Here is a 14,523-nt window from a genome sequence, read left to right as displayed (position 1 = left end):
CGGGACAATCGTGGGAGTTTTCAAGAGATTGTGCCCATGTCCACCGAATCAAGCCCCCGCCCCCACACCGATCTCCCCGAAGGCCGCGAGCTGGTGCTCAAGGTCATCCCCATGCCGGCCGACACCAACGGCAACGGCGACATCTTCGGTGGCTGGGTCATGGCCCAGGTCGACCTAGCCGGCGCGGTGCTGCCGGCGCGCTACGTCAAGGGTCGCATGGCGACCGTGGCGGTCAACCAGTTCATCTTCAAGCAGCCGGTGCGGGTGGGCGACATCCTGAGCTTCTATTCGCACGTCACCCGCGTAGGCAACACCTCGATCACGGTGCAGGTGGAGGTGTTCGCCGAACGCTTTTCCGCCCAGGGCCAGTACGTCAAGGTGACCGAGGCCAGCCTGACCTACGTCGCCATCGACCACGAGGGCCGTCCGCGCCCGATCCCGCGCGAGGGCCTGCCGGCCGGCATGGCCTGAGCCCGCCCGCCGTTCAGCGCGGCCAGCGCGCGCGCCAGCGGCCGTAGATGCGATCCGCCAGCGCCTGGCTGGTGGTCAGGTGGTCACGGGTGCCTGCGCGCATGGCTGCGGGTGTCTGCACCGTGGCGGGATGCGCCGCGCAGGCCGGAGCGTAGCCGGCGCCCGGCACCGCGATCCAGTCTTCCACCTTGCGTTCCGTGATCTCGATGTGAAACTGCATCGCCAGGTGCTGGCGCAGCACGAAGGCCTGGTGCGGACAGGCCGCCGAGCCGGCGACGAGCTGTGCGCCCGGCGGCAGTTCGGTGAAGCTGTCGTAGTGCCACTGGTAGACCGTCGCGTCCGGCGCGTCGCCCAGCCAGTCGCGCGCCGCCGCGCTGCCGTCGTGGCGGATGGGCAGCCAGCCGATTTCTGGCGTGTCGAGCGTCTGCACCTGGCCGCCGAAGGCGCGCGCAATGAGCTGCCCGCCCAGACAGTGGCCGATGACCGGGATGCCCAGCGCGTCGGCCTCGCGGATCAGCGCCTCGGCCTGGCGCAGGCTGGGTCGGTCGTCGTTGGCGCTCCAGGCGCCGCCGAGCACGGCCAGTCCTTTCAGCCCCCGCACCGTCGCTGGATAAACCTCACCCGCCTCGGTGCACAGCACGCGCCAGCGCACACACTGCGCGTTGAGCCAGTCACCCAGGTGGCCCGGGCCGTCTTCGTGCAGGTGCTGGAGCACCAGCACCTCGGTGTCGTGGGAAGTCGGATCGTTCATGGCCGGGATGATCGCCAGCCGGCCGGCCCGGCGGAGGGCCAATCCGGGCCACTCAGAAGGTGCCGTGGCGGCCTTCGCCGGCCGCGAAGCGCGCCGCGCCCTCCAGCGCATCGGGGATGCGCGCCCGGCCGCGCTGCCACTCCTGCTGCAGCGCCTCGCCCAGCGGCAGGTCCCACTGCGCATACGCGCTCTCACGGTCGGCGCGCATCGTGGCCTGCGGGAAGGCGGCGAGCTGCCGCGCCAGCGCGATGGCGGCTTCGCGCGCATGCCCCGTGGGCACCACGCGGTTGGCCAGTCCCATCTTCAGCGCCTCGGCTGCATCGACCTTGCGACCGGTGAGGATCAGGTCCATCGCATGCCCCATGCCGATCAGGCGCGGCAGGCGCACCGTGCCGCCGTCGATCAGCGGCACGCCGAAGCGCCGGCAGTAGACGCCGAAGTAGGCGTCCTCTTCCATGACGCGCAGGTCGCACCACAGCGCCAGTTCCACGCCGCCCGCCACCGCCGCGCCGCTGACCGCCGCGATCACAGGCTTGGACAGGCGCAGACGCGATGGCCCCATGGGGCCGATGACGCGGGCGTCGTCGCTGTGGAAGTCCAGCGCGTCCATGCCCCCAGCGCCACCCGAGGCCGCCAGGCGGGCGCCGTGCTGCAGGTCCCAGCCGGCGCAGAAGTGGCCGTGCGCACCGTGGAACACCGCGACCTTGGCGGCCGGGTCGTCCTCGAAAGCGAGGAAGGCGGCGTGCAGCGCCTGTGCGGTGTCGCCATCGACCGCGTTGCGCACCTCGGGGCGGTTCAAGGTGACGACGTGGATGTCGCCCAGGATCTCGATGGTGACGGCGGTCATGTTTCACCTCCCCACCATCCGACGCGCTGTTCGTTCAGCGTGGCGTCGAGCTCGTCCGCCGACACCTCGATCTCCATCCGCAACAGCGCCCCCGCCATGGACTTTCCCAGGTTGTCCAGCCGCAGGTTGCGGGCGCCGCCACCCTGCAGCGCGCCCTTGAGCACCAGCTTGAGCGCGAGGATGTTGGGCAGCGGCCAGCGGTCCACCTCGCCCGGCAGCCAGGGCGCGAAGTGCTGCCGCACGCGCTCGGCCGTGACCTCGCGTTCGAGGATGCGGTAGCCCGCCTCGTTCCAGGCGAACAGCCCGAAGTCGACCCAGTCGGCCTTGTCGCCGCTGCGCGCATGGGCGATGCGGACCAGGGGTATGCGAACTCCGTTCATGCGGCACCTCCCAGCATCTCGACCCGCACATTGGGCTCCACCTCCGCCCGAGGGATCAGCGTCGGCCAGATGCCCAGCAGCTCGCTGGTGTTGTGCAGCCCGGTGAAGCCGCAGGTGTAGGCCGGGCCGCTGAGGCCGATCCAGGGGAACAGGCGGCCAAAGCCGTCGGCGGCGGCTTTCACGTTCGTGCGCAGCACCAGCCGCGTCCAGACCTCGTTCATCTGGTTGAGCTGTTCCGGCGGCGGCAGCGGTGCCAGCGGGCCGTGCGCCGAGTTCAGGCCCGGGTATTCGATGTACAGCTCCTCGTGCGGCACGCGCCGCTCGGCCAGCTGGGTGCGGATGGTGGCGATGGCCGCCTGCGCCTTGTCCCAGGCGTCGGGCCAGGAAAAGCCCCAGGTCACCTCGGCCCTGAAGCCGTCGCCGAAGCCGGCGACCACCTTGAGCTGGTCGCCCGGTGCTGTGCCGCGCGCCCCGGTCAGCCGCACGCGGTCGTGGCCCTCGTCGTGCAGGTGGATGCCGCCCATGTCCAGCACCACGTCGGGCGAGCGGTAGGCGTGCGGGTCGTGTACCTCGTACAGCAGCTGCTGGCGCACGGTGTCGAAGTTGACCCGCCCGCCGGTGCCCGGCGCCTTGGTGATGAGGGCCGTGCCGTCGTCCCAGACCTCGGCAATCGGAAAGCCGATGTGCGCCAGATCGGGAATGGCCTGCCACGCGCCCTGGCTGCCGAAGTTGCCGCCGCTGCCCTGGCCCGAACATTCGAGCAGGTGGCCCACGGTGAGGCCCTGCGCCAGCCGGTCCAGCCCCGCCGCGTCGGTGGCCTTCAGGTCCCAGCCCAGGTGGTGGGCGATGGGGCCGAGGAACAGCGCTGCGTCGGCCACGCGGCCGGTGATCACGATGTCCGCGCCCCGGTCCAGCGCCTGCACGATGGGCGCCGCGCCCAGGTAGGCGTTGCCGAACACCAGCCGCTCGCGCACCGCCGACACCGGCTCGCCGCTGAACAGGTGGGCCAGCGCGGCGTCGGGCACCGACGTGTCGAGCAGCCTCGGCAGCACATCGTCGCCCGTCACCACCGCGATGCGCGGCGCCATGCCCTTGGCCGCCAGCGCGGCCTGCACCGCCTGCGCGGCCCCCAGGGGGTTGAGGCCACCCGCGTTGCAGACGAAGCGCACGCCGCGCGCCCGCATCAGCGGCCACAGCCGCAGCAGCATGGGCACCACGTCGCGCGCGTAGCCCAGGGCCGGGTCGCGCTGCCGGTCTTTCTGCAGGATGGCCAGCGTGAGTTCGGCCAGGTGGTCGCTGGCGATGAACTGCACATTGCCACGTTCGATGCTGGCGACCACGGGCTCCCAGTGGTCGCCATAAAAGCCGAGACCGGCGCCGATGCGGATGGACTTCATGCGGCCAGCATACGGGCATTCCCTATTTTTGCAAAGCGATTGCTTGCTGAAAATAAGGCGCAGAAAAACTGCCGCCTGCGCGACTCGGGCTCGGGTCTACCCTGACGCCGGTTTCAGACAAGGCCGATATAAAACCCGCACCACAGCTGGACCCTGCGCCACAGCATTTGCAGCGCCCTGTGTCCACAACAACAAAGGAGACAGTGCGTGCAACTGCTGCAACTGCTGATCGGCGGTGTGGCCCAGGGATGCATCTACGGACTCATTGCCCTGGGTTTCGTGCTGATCTACAAGGCCACCGAGACGGTGAGCTTCGCGCAGGGGGACCTGATGATGGTGGGGGCCTTCGGTGGCCTGCTCACCATGACCCTGCTGGGGTTTCCCTTCTGGGTCTCGGTGCTGGCGGCGGTCATCGGCATGGGCCTGTTCGGCGTGCTGCTCGAACGCATGGTGATCCGCCCCATCCTGGGCCAGCCGGCGTTCTCCATCGTGATGCTCACCATCGGCGTGGGCTACGTGCTGCGCGGCGTGATCACCATGATCCCCAACATCGGCACCGACACCCATTCTCTGGCCGTGCCCTACGCGGGCGAGGTGCTGAACATGGGCGGCCTGGTGCTGGCGGCCGAGCAGTTGGTGATCATCGGTGTGACCGCGGTGCTCTGCGGCGGCCTGTTCGCCATGTTCAAGTACAGCAAGCTGGGCATCGCCATGCAGGCCTCGTCGCAGAACCAGCTGGCGGCCTACTACATGGGCATCCCGGTCAAACGGCTCAACGGCCTGGTCTGGGGCCTGGCGGCCGGTGTCGCCGCCATCGCCGGCCTGCTGCTGGCGCCCATCACCTTCGTGCACGCCAACATGGGCTTCATCGGCCTCAAGGCCTTTCCGGCGGCGGTGGTGGGCGGCTTCGGCAGCCTGCCCGGCGCGATCGTCGGCGGGCTGGTGATCGGCATCGTGGAGGCACTCTCTGGCTTCTACCTGCCCGAAGGTTTCAAGGACATCGCGCCCTACATCGTGGTGCTGCTGATGCTGGTGCTCAAGCCGAACGGCCTGTTCGGCGAGAAGCTGCGCAAAAAGGTCTGAACCGATGCGTTTCATTTTCAAGACCGACTACGACCAGGACATCCGGCTGGCCAAACACGGTGGTCATGTGTTCTGGTACAGCCTGCTGGGCCTGTTCCTCGCGGTGGCGCCCTGGACCCTGCCCGAGTACTGGCTGGCGCAGCTGACCTTTGTGCTGATCTACGCCATCGTCGGTCTGGGGCTGATGCTGCTGGCCGGCTTCACCGGCCTGTTCTCGCTCGGCCACGCGGCCTTCCTCGGCGTGGGCGCCTACACCGAGGCGGTGCTCACCAACGCGGGCTGGCCTTTCCCTGTCTCCATCGCCTGCGCCGGCCTGCTCTCCGCCGCGGTGGGCATGGTGGTGGGCCTGCCGGCGCTGCGCGTCAAGGGCATCTACCTGGGCATGGCCACGCTGGCGTTTGGCTTCATCGTCGAGGAAGGCCTGGCGCGCTGGGAGCATGTGACCGGCGGCAACGCCGGCCTGGTGGTCAACCCGCCGGCCATCGGCGGCTGGACCATCGACTCCACTGAAGGCTTCTACTTCCTCTGCCTGGTGCTGACCGTTGGCGCCACGCTGGCCATCGTCAACCTGCTGCGCGCGCCGACCGGCCGCGCCTTCGTGGCCATCCGCGACTCCGAGATCTCGGCGCAGAGCATGGGCATCCACCTGGCGCGCTACAAGACCCTGTCGTTCGCGCTCTCGGCCGCGCTGGCCGGCATCGGCGGCGCCCTGTACGCGCACAAGATCCAGTTCCTCTCGCCCGACCAGTTCTCGATCATCCAGTCCATCGACCTGCTGCTGATGGTGGTGATCGGCGGGCTGGGCTCGGTCCACGGCGCGTTCCTGGGCGCCATCTTCCTGATCGTGATGCCGCAGCTGATCGCGCTGGCCAAGGACTTCCTGCCCGAGGCCATCGGCCAGTCCACCGGCCTGCAGGGCACGGTCTACGGCGCGGTGCTGATCGCCTTCGTGCTGTTCGAGCCCATGGGCCTGTACGGCCGCTGGCTCAAGGTGCGCACCTGGTTCCAGCTGTTTCCGTTCTACCGCAAGGGCATGTTCAAGCGGCAGAAGTCGTTCCAGAAATCGGACCGTCTGAAATGAGCGCCATGAACGACGACATCCTCCTCTCGGCCCGGGACCTCAGCGTGCGCTTCGGCGGCGTGCTGGCGGTCAACAAGGTGAGCTTCGACGTCAGGAAGGGCGAGGTGTTCACCCTCATCGGCCCCAACGGCGCGGGCAAGACCACGGTGTTCAACCTGATCAGCCGCATCTACACGCCCACCAGCGGCGAGATCCACTTCGCCAGCCACCAGGGGCCGCTGAAGCTGACCGACCTGCCGCCGCACAAGGTGGCCGGCCTGGGCATCGCACGCACCTTCCAGAACATCGAGTTGTTCGAGCACGCCACGGTGCTGCAGAACCTGCTGATCGGGCGTCACACGCACCGGCAGACCGGGCTGTGGAGCGAGCTGCTCTTCACCGGCAAGACCCGCGCCGCCGAGATCGCCGCGCGCGAGAAGGTGGAACAGGTGATCGACTTCCTCGACCTGCAGCACCACCGCGAGTCGATGGTGGCCGGCCTGCCGTATGGCGTGCGCAAGGTGGTGGAACTGGCGCGCGCGCTGTGCACCGAGCCGCGCCTGCTGCTGCTGGATGAACCGTCTTCCGGGCTGAACGTGGAGGAAACCGAAGACATGGCGTTCTGGATCAGCGACATCAAGAACGAGCTGGGCGTGACGGTGCTGATGGTGGAACACGACATGACCCTGGTTTCCAAGGTGTCCGACCGCGTGCTGGCCATGAGCATGGGCGCCGAGCTGGCCACCGGCACGCCGGCCGAGGTGCAGAGCCACCCGGGCGTGATCGAGGCCTACCTCGGCACGGTGGACGACGTGTCCAGCCTGCGCCGCGAGAGCCATGTGGGGGCCGGGGCATGAGCACACCCGTATCGGACCAGGCCGTGCTCAAGCTGCTCAACGTCGAGAGCGCCTACGGCCCCATCAAGGCCATCCGCGGCGTCAGCCTGCAGGTGCGGCGCGGCGAGATCGCCACCGTGCTGGGCAGCAACGGCGCCGGCAAGACCACCATCCTCAAGACCATCAGCGGCATCATCGACCCGCGCAAGGGCAGCATCGAGTTCAAGGGCAACGACATCACCGCGCAGGACCCGGCGCTGATCGTGCAGCAGGGGCTGATGCACGTGCCCGAAGGCCGCGAGGTGTTTCCGCTGCTATCGGTGCGCGACAACCTGCTGATGGGCGCCTACACCCGCAGCGACCGCGACGGCGTGGCGCGGGACATGGAGCTGGTCTTCAACTACTTCCCGATCCTGCGCGAGCGCGCCGCGCAGGACGCCGGACTGCTCTCGGGCGGTCAGCAGCAGATGCTGGCGATCAGTCGCGCGCTGATGGCCAACCCCGACCTGATCCTGCTGGACGAACCCAGCCTCGGTCTCTCGCCCAAGCTGACCAAGGAGATCTTCGAGATCGTGGTGCGCATCAACCGCGAGCGCGGCACCACCATCCTGCTGGTGGAGCAGAACGCCAACATGGCGCTCAACGCGTCCGATTACGGCTATGTGCTGGAGAACGGACGCATCGTGATGGAAGACACCTGCGCCCGCCTGCGCGAGAAGGACGACATCAAGGAGTTCTACCTCGGCATGAAGGAAGCCGGCGTGCGCGCCGACCGGCGCTGGAAAAAGAAGAAGAACTGGAGGTGAGCGCATGAGTTACTTGTGGGATCTCTCCGCCATCCGCCCGCAGACCGAGGTGGTCATGCCCGGCGACACCATTCCCGCGATCTTCTGGAACGCGGTGCAACAACGCGGCCCCGACATCTGGTTGCGGCAGAAAGAATTCGGCATCTGGCGCAGCTGGACCTGGACCCAGGTGGGCCAGGCCGTGCGCGAGATCGGCCACGGCCTGCTGGCCATCGGCTTCGATGCGCGCGAAACTGCGTCCATCCTCTCCAACACCAATGTGGAGTGGGTGCTGTGCGACATCGCAGTGCTCAGCGCCAACGGCGTGTCGAATGGCATCTACCCGACCGACGCGGCCGAACAGGTGCAGTTCCTCAGCGAAGACTCGGGCACCACCGTGCTGTTCGTGGAAGACGATGAGCAGCTGGACAAGGCGCTGGAGGTGCGCGAACACCTGCCGCGCCTGAAGAAGATCGTGGTGTTCGACATGGACGGCCTGCGCGACTTCCACGACCCCATGGTCATCAGCCTGGACGCACTGCGCGAGCTTGGCCGCCAGCACCTGGCCCAGCACCCGAAGGCGCTGGAGCAGCGCGTGGCCGCCGTGAAGCCCGACGACCTGGCCATCTTGGTCTACACCTCGGGCACCACCGGCAAGCCCAAGGGCGCCATGCACGCGCACCAGGGGCTGGTCTACACCGTGCGCGGCTACAACACGCTGATCGCGCGCGACCAGCACGACGAGTGCATGTGCTTCCTGCCGCTGTGCCACATCGCAGAGCGCATGGGCGGCGAGTACTTCTCTCTCTACACCGGCGCCAGGCTCAACTTCGTCGAGAACCCCGAGACCGTGCCCGAGAACGTGCGCGAGATCGCGCCCACCGTGTTCACCGCCGTGCCGCGCGTGTGGGAGAAGTTCTATTCGGGCGTGATGATCGCGCTCAAGGAAGCCAGCAAGCTGCAGCAGGCGGCCTACGCCTGGGCCATCGGCGTGGGCCAGCGCGTGGCCGACCACGTGCTCAAGGGTGAGGCCGTGCCCGGCAGCCTGCAGTGGCAGTTCCGCGCCGCACGCCTGCTGGTGCTGGACAACGTGCGCAAGCTGATCGGCATCCACCGCGCGCGCTTCCTGGTCACCGGCGCGGCGCCGATCTCGCCCGAGCTGGTGCGCTGGTACCTCGCCCTGGGCGTGCCCATGCTGGAGGTCTGGGGCATGACCGAGACCTGCGGCGCCTCCACCGGCATCCCGGCCGAGCGCATCAAGCCCGGCAGCATCGGCCCGGCCGCGCAGTACAACGAGGTGAAGCTCGACCCGCAGACCGGCGAGATCCTGGTGCGCGGGCCCAACGTGTTCATGGGCTACCTGAACCTGCCCGAGAAGACGGCCGAGACCATCGACAAGGACGGCTGGCTGCACACGGGCGACGTGGGCGTGGTGGATGAGGAAGGGTTTTTCCGCATCACCGACCGCATGAAGGACATCATCATCACCGCAGGGGGCAAGAACATCACCCCCAGCGAGCTGGAGAACGAACTCAAGTTCTCGCCCTACATCACCGACGCGGTGGTGATCGGCGACAAGCGGGCCTACCTCACCGTGATCATCATGATCGACCAGGAGAACGTGGAGAAGTTTGCACAGGACAACGACGTGCCCTTCTCCAACTACGCCAGCCTGACACGCTCCCCCGAGGTGCAGCAGCTGATCCAGGACGTGATCGACGCCACCAACAAGAAGTTCGCCCGCGTCGAGCAGATCAAGAAGTTCTGGCTGCTCGACACCCAGCTGACCGCCGAGGACGAAGAACTCACGCCCACCATGAAGCTCAAACGCAAGCTGGTGCAGCAGAAATACGCCGAACAGATCGAGGCCATGTACCGCTGATCCGGCCGCCCCGTTTTTTTCCACCCAGGAGACATGCCCCCATGAAAGCCCGACTCACTCTGACCGCCGCCGCGCTGGCACTCACGGCCGGCGCCACCCTCGCACAGTCGCAGGGCGTGAGCAAGAACGAAATCGTCCTCGGCTCCATTCAGGACCTCTCCGGCCCGCTCGCCGGCTTCGGCAAGCAGGCCCGCCTGGGCATGATGCTGCGCGTGGACGAAATCAACGAGCAGGGTGGCGTCAACGGCCGCAAGCTCAAGCTGCTGGTGGAAGACAGCAAGTACGACCCCAAGACCGCCGTGCTGGCGGCGCAGAAGCTGGTCAACCAGGACAAGATCTTCATGATGGTCGGTCACATCGGCACGGCGCAGAACATGGCCGCGATGCCGGTGCAGTTCCAGAAGAACGTGATCAACTTCTTCCCCATCACCGCCGCGCGCGAAATGTACGAGCCCTTCCACAAGCTCAAGTACTCCTTCGCGGCCACCTACTTCGACCAGATGAAGAACTCACTGCCGCTGGTGGTGAAGGAAAAAGGTGCCAAGAAGGTCTGCACCGTCTACCAGGACGACGAGTTCGGTCTGGAAGTGGTGCGCGGCGCCAAGGAAGGCCTGAAGTCCATCGGCATGGAAATGGCCGAAGAAGCCAGCTTCAAGCGCGGTGCCACCGAATTCGGTTCGCAGATGCAGAAGCTGGCCGCCGCGCAGTGCGACTTCGTCGTGCTCGGCACCATCATCCGCGAGACCGTGGGCACCGTCGCCACCGCGCGCAAGCTCGGCTTCAACCCCACCTTCATGGGCTCCAGCGCGCTCTACACCGACCTGATCCACAAGCTCGGCGGCCCGGCCATGAACGGCATCTACGCCACCATGACGGTGCAGAACCCCTATCTGGACGACGCCTCGCAACCCGTGCGCTTCTGGGCCAACAAGTACAAGACCAAGTTCAACGAAGACCCCACCGTGTTCTCGGTCTACGGCTACAACATCATCGACACTTTCGCCAAGGTCGCGGGCAAGGCCGGTGCCAACCTGAGCACCGACAGCTTCATCAAGGTGATGGACACGATGACGATCCCCACCGACATCTTCGGCAGCGCGCCCGCCAGCTTCGGTCCGCAGAAGCGCCTGGGCAGCAACGCCTCGCGCCTGTCGCAGATCGTCGACGGCAAGTGGAAGGTGATCTCGGACTACCCGAAGAACTGATCCCCGCTCAGAGCTGCGCGCCGCCTGTCTGAACAGGCCATGCGCGCAAGCCGCCTCGCCCCGTGCGATGGCGGCTTTTTTTGTGCCTGCGGCCCTGGCCTACGAGGAGCATAGGACCTATCCTACGGACACGGAATGCCGGCCCGGGTCCAATGGTGCCACCGGGCCGACCGTCCTCATTTCAGGAGCCAGCACCATGGGAATCGCACGCATCGCCGCATTGATCGTCATCGTCGCCGGGATCGCCGCCCTGGTGTACGGCGGCTTCTCGTACACGACGGAAAGCACCGCCGCCAAACTGGGACCGCTGGAACTCAAGGTCAGGGAAGAAAACCGGGTCAACATCCCCGTGTGGGCCGGCGTGGCCGCCATCGTGGCGGGCGGCCTGGTGCTGCTGGTCAGCGCGCGCAAGTGACGCCGCCCGCACCGATGCGGGACGGCTGGTGACCGGTCCCGCGGTGCCCGGTTTTCTCGCAGGGCCACCGCTGGCCGGGGTGAGCCGGAGGATGAGCCGCAAGTAGACTCGCAGTCATGTCGTTGCTCTTGCTGCTGTCTCTGCCTTTCATCGGAAGCCTGGTCGCTGCGCTGCTGCCCACCAGCGCGCGCAACATCGTGTCGCTCTGGGCGGCGGCCGTCGCTCTGGTGATTGCCGCGAACGTGGCCTGGCTGTACCCGGCGGTGAGCGCGGGCGCCGTGGTGACCGAGCGCCTGGCCTGGCTGCCCAGCCTGGGTATCGATGTCGTCATCCGCCTGGACGGTTTCGCGTGGATGTTCGCGATGCTGGTCAGCGGCATGGGCCTGCTGGTCATCGTCTACGCGCGCTACTACCTGTCGAGCGACGACCCGGCCGCACGTTTCTATTCGCTGCTGCTGGGCTTCATGGGCGCCATGCTCGGCGTCGTGGTTTCGGGCAATCTGGTGCAGCTGGTCGTGTTCTGGGAACTCACCAGCGTGTTCTCGTTCCTGCTGATCGGCTACTGGACCCACCGCAAGGACGCCCGCCGCGGCGCGCGCATGGCCTTCACCGTCACCGCCACGGGTGGTCTGGCCTTGCTGGCCGGCGTGCTGGTACTGGGGCACATCGTGGGCAGCCACGAGCTTGAAGCGGTGCTGCGCTCGGGCGATCTGGTGCGCGCCCACCCGCTCTATCCGCTGGCGCTGTGTCTGGTGCTGCTGGGCGCGCTGACCAAGAGCGCGCAGTTCCCGTTCCATTTTTGGCTGCCGCATGCGATGGCCGCGCCCACGCCGGTCTCGGCCTACCTGCACTCGGCCACCATGGTCAAGGCCGGCGTGTTCCTGCTGGCGCGCCTGTGGCCCGTGCTCTCCGGCACCGACGAGTGGTTCTGGATCGTGGGCGGTGCGGGCCTGGTCACGCTGCTGCTGGGCAGCTACGTGGCCATGTTCCAGAACGACCTGAAGGGCCTGCTCGCCTACTCGACGATCAGCCACCTGGGGCTGATCACGCTGCTGCTGGGCCTGAACAGCCCGCTGGCCGCGGTGGCCGCGGTTTTCCACATGATGAACCACGCCACCTTCAAGGCCTCGCTGTTCATGTCGGTGGGCATCATCGACCACGAAAGCGGCACGCGCGACATGCGCCGCCTCCAGGGCCTGTCGCGCAGCCTGCCTGTCACCGGCACCCTGGCCATCGTGGCCTGCGCGGCCATGGCCGGTGTGCCGCTGCTCAACGGCTTCCTGTCCAAGGAAATGTTCTTTGCAGAAACCGTGTTCGTGAGCGCCAGCCCGGTCATCGAGAACGGCCTGCCGGCGCTGGCCACACTGGCCGGCGTGTTCGCGGTGGTGTATTCGCTGCGCTTTGCCCACGGCGTGTTCTTCGGCCCCCCGCCACGGGGCCTGCCGCGCAATCCGCACGAGCCGGCGCACTGGATGCGCGTGCCGGTGGAGCTGCTCGTGCTGGCCTGCGTCGTCGTCGGCACACTGCCGGCCTGGTCCATCGGGCCGGTGCTCGCGCTGGCGGCGCAACCGGTGGTCGGCGGCACCCTGCCCGAGTACAGCCTTGCGGTCTGGCATGGATTCAACACCCCGCTGGTGATGAGCCTGGTGGCCACCGTGGGTGGTCTGCTGGTGTACCTGCGGTTTGCCAGCCGCCTCAGGCAGCGCCGCCAGCGCGGCGCACCGCTGCTGCAGCGGCTGGACGGCAAGCGCCTGTTCGAGAACGGGCTGGCCCGCGCCTCGGGCGCGGCCAGGCACCTGACCCGCTGGCTCGGCACCCGCCGACTCCAGCCGCAGCTGTTCGCGATGCTGCTGATCGCAGGCCTGGCCGGCCTGGGCTCGGCGCTGATCGTGCCCCTGACCTGGGGCGACCGCGCGCGCGTGCCGGCCACGCCCGAATTCGTGCTGCTCTGGCTGATCGCTGGCGCCTGCGCCATCGGGGCGGCCAACCAGGCCAAGTTCCACCGGCTGGCCGCGCTGACCATGCTCAGCGTCGTCGGCCTGGCGATGTGCATCACGTTTGCGTGGTTCTCCGCGCCCGACCTCGCGCTGACGCAGCTCTCCGTCGAGGTCGTCACGCTGGTCCTGTTCCTGCTGGGCCTGCGCTGGCTGCCCAAGCGGCGGGAGCTGGACGACCCGCGCACGGTCCTGCACACCCGGTGGCGCCGGCGCCGCGACATGCTGCTCGCGGTGCTGATCGGTGTCGGCCTGTCGGCGCTGTCGTATGCGCTGCTGACGCGCCAGGCGCCGCAGTCGATTTCACCGTTCTTCATCGAGAAGGCGCTGCCCGAAGGCGGGGGAACGAACGTGGTCAACGTGATGCTGGTCGACTTCCGAGCCTTCGACACGCTGGGCGAAATCACCGTGCTCGGCATCGTCGGCCTGACGGTCTATGCGCTGCTGCGCCGCTTCCGGCCGGCGCGCGAAACGGTGGACCCGACCGAGCAGCAACAGGTGCACGTCGATGCCGCCGGCGCCGACCTGATCGATCGCGACGGCGATGGCGACGACCACCTGCCGCCCTACCTGGAGGTGCCGGCGGTGCTGGTGCGGCTGCTGCTGCCGGTGGCCGGGCTGCTCGCCTTCCACCTGTTCATGCGCGGGCACAACGAACCCGGCGGCGGGTTCGTCGCCGGACTGGTGGTGGCGATTGCCTTCATCGCGCAGTACATGGTCAGCGGCACGCGCTGGGTCGAGGCGCGGATGCACCTGCTGCCCACGCGCTGGATCGCCACCGGCCTGCTGGTCGCACTGGTCACCGGGCTGGGTTCCCTGGCACTGGAACACCCCTTCCTGACCACCCACACCGCGCACGTGACCTGGCCTCTGGTCGGCGAGGTGCACCTGCCCACGGCGGCCCTGTTCGACCTCGGTGTGTTCGCGGTCGTCGTGGGCTCGACCCTGCTGCTGCTGACCGCCATCGCCCACCAGTCGCTGCGCGCGCGCCGCCGGCAAGGTGTGGCCGTCGACGATAGAAAGGACACCGGATGGAAACCGTGATCTCGATCGCCATCGGCGTGATGGCCAGTGCGGGCGTGTGGCTGATCCTTCGGCCCCGGACCTTCCAGGTGCTGATCGGCCTGACGCTGCTGTCCTATGCGGTCAACCTGTTCATCTTCAGTGTCGGCAGCCTGGCCATCGACCGCGAGCCCATCGTCAAGCCGGGCGTGGTGGCCGACCTGGTCAACTACAGCGACCCGCTGCCGCAGTCGCTGGTGCTGACGGCCATCGTCATCGGCTTTGCGACGACGGCGCTGTTCCTCGTCGTGCTGCTGGCGCTGCGCGGCCTGTCCGGCGGCGACCATGTGGATGGCCAGGAGGAGCGCCTGTGACGGAAGGTTTGAACCACCTGCTGGTCGCGCCCATCCTGCTG

General features: G+C 67.8%; 14 protein-coding genes. 10 read left to right on the top strand and 4 right to left on the bottom strand.

Translation table 11 applies throughout. The annotated features are described in order from the left end of the window. The first annotated feature begins 36 nt into the window (after nucleotides 1-36). Complete coding sequence (locus tag BC358_RS01690) at nucleotides 37-471, top strand: acyl-CoA thioesterase (protein ID WP_066153612.1); 435 nt, start codon at nucleotides 37-39, stop codon at nucleotides 469-471. Between the two features lie 13 nt (nucleotides 472-484). On the opposite strand, the gene BC358_RS01685 is transcribed toward BC358_RS01690, so the two are convergent. Genes BC358_RS01685 through BC358_RS01670 form a run of 4 tightly spaced genes read right to left on the bottom strand, consistent with a single transcriptional unit; the run spans nucleotide 485 to nucleotide 3,846 of the window. Further along, nucleotides 485-1,222, bottom strand: coding sequence for a type 1 glutamine amidotransferase (locus BC358_RS01685; RefSeq protein WP_079364747.1), 738 nt, complete (start codon nucleotides 1,220-1,222; stop codon nucleotides 485-487). Between the two features lie 52 nt (nucleotides 1,223-1,274). Next, nucleotides 1,275-2,069 (bottom strand): crotonase/enoyl-CoA hydratase family protein, encoded by a 795-nt coding sequence (locus BC358_RS01680; protein WP_079364413.1) that lies wholly within the window; start codon nucleotides 2,067-2,069, stop codon nucleotides 1,275-1,277. Beyond that, nucleotides 2,066-2,449 carry a hypothetical protein gene (locus BC358_RS01675; protein WP_079364412.1) on the bottom strand — a complete coding sequence of 128 codons (384 nt, stop codon included), beginning with the start codon at nucleotides 2,447-2,449 and terminating at the stop codon, nucleotides 2,066-2,068. Before BC358_RS01675 ends, BC358_RS01680 begins: the two co-directional genes overlap by 4 nt. Beyond that, entirely contained in the window at nucleotides 2,446-3,846 is a 1,401-nt protein-coding gene (locus tag BC358_RS01670; protein WP_079364411.1) for an acyclic terpene utilization AtuA family protein, read from the bottom strand. Before BC358_RS01670 ends, BC358_RS01675 begins: the two co-directional genes overlap by 4 nt. Before the next feature lie 207 nt (nucleotides 3,847-4,053). Between BC358_RS01670 and BC358_RS01665 the strand changes: the two genes are divergently transcribed. The 9 genes from BC358_RS01665 (at nucleotide 4,054) to BC358_RS01625 (ending at nucleotide 14,482) form a co-directional block, all read left to right on the top strand. Continuing rightward, a complete protein-coding gene (locus BC358_RS01665) occupies nucleotides 4,054-4,929 on the top strand; it encodes a branched-chain amino acid ABC transporter permease (RefSeq protein WP_066153624.1) in 876 nt (291 codons plus the stop codon). A gap of 4 nt (nucleotides 4,930-4,933) precedes the next feature. Continuing rightward, the gene (locus tag BC358_RS01660) at nucleotides 4,934-6,010 is read left to right on the top strand and encodes a branched-chain amino acid ABC transporter permease (protein WP_079364410.1); all 1,077 of its coding nucleotides are present in this window, start codon (nucleotides 4,934-4,936) and stop codon (nucleotides 6,008-6,010) included. 5 nt (nucleotides 6,011-6,015) lie between these two features. Further along, nucleotides 6,016-6,846 carry an ABC transporter ATP-binding protein gene (locus BC358_RS01655; protein ID WP_079364409.1) on the top strand — a complete coding sequence of 277 codons (831 nt, stop codon included), beginning with the start codon at nucleotides 6,016-6,018 and terminating at the stop codon, nucleotides 6,844-6,846. Further along, nucleotides 6,843-7,631: an ABC transporter ATP-binding protein gene (locus BC358_RS01650; RefSeq protein ID WP_079364408.1), complete on the top strand. Its 789-nt coding sequence runs from the start codon at nucleotides 6,843-6,845 to the stop codon at nucleotides 7,629-7,631. Before BC358_RS01655 ends, BC358_RS01650 begins: the two co-directional genes overlap by 4 nt. Nucleotides 7,632-7,635: 4 nt before the next feature. Then, nucleotides 7,636-9,492 carry a long-chain fatty acid--CoA ligase gene (locus BC358_RS01645; RefSeq protein WP_079364407.1) on the top strand — a complete coding sequence of 619 codons (1,857 nt, stop codon included), beginning with the start codon at nucleotides 7,636-7,638 and terminating at the stop codon, nucleotides 9,490-9,492. A 41-nt stretch (nucleotides 9,493-9,533) separates the two neighbouring features. Next, nucleotides 9,534-10,697 (top strand): ABC transporter substrate-binding protein, encoded by a 1,164-nt coding sequence (locus tag BC358_RS01640; protein ID WP_079364406.1) that lies wholly within the window; start codon nucleotides 9,534-9,536, stop codon nucleotides 10,695-10,697. A gap of 196 nt (nucleotides 10,698-10,893) precedes the next feature. Beyond that, nucleotides 10,894-11,112, top strand: coding sequence for a hypothetical protein (locus tag BC358_RS01635; RefSeq protein ID WP_066153642.1), 219 nt, complete (start codon nucleotides 10,894-10,896; stop codon nucleotides 11,110-11,112). Nucleotides 11,113-11,228: 116 nt separating this feature from the next. Continuing rightward, entirely contained in the window at nucleotides 11,229-14,150 is a 2,922-nt protein-coding gene (locus BC358_RS01630; RefSeq protein ID WP_079364405.1) for a monovalent cation/H+ antiporter subunit A, read from the top strand. Further along, nucleotides 14,138-14,482, top strand: a complete 345-nt coding sequence (locus BC358_RS01625) for a Na+/H+ antiporter subunit C (protein ID WP_066153648.1) — start codon at nucleotides 14,138-14,140, stop codon at nucleotides 14,480-14,482. The genes BC358_RS01630 and BC358_RS01625 overlap by 13 nt, the downstream gene beginning before the upstream one ends. Nucleotides 14,483-14,523 lie beyond the last annotated feature (41 nt).

It is taken from the genome of Hydrogenophaga sp. H7 (assembly GCF_002025745.1).
GTDB classification, from domain to species: Bacteria; Pseudomonadota; Gammaproteobacteria; order Burkholderiales; family Burkholderiaceae_C; genus Hydrogenophaga; species Hydrogenophaga pseudoflava.
The sequence above is the reverse complement of the archived record's forward strand: the minus strand, read 5'-3'. Positions and strand labels throughout refer to the sequence as shown.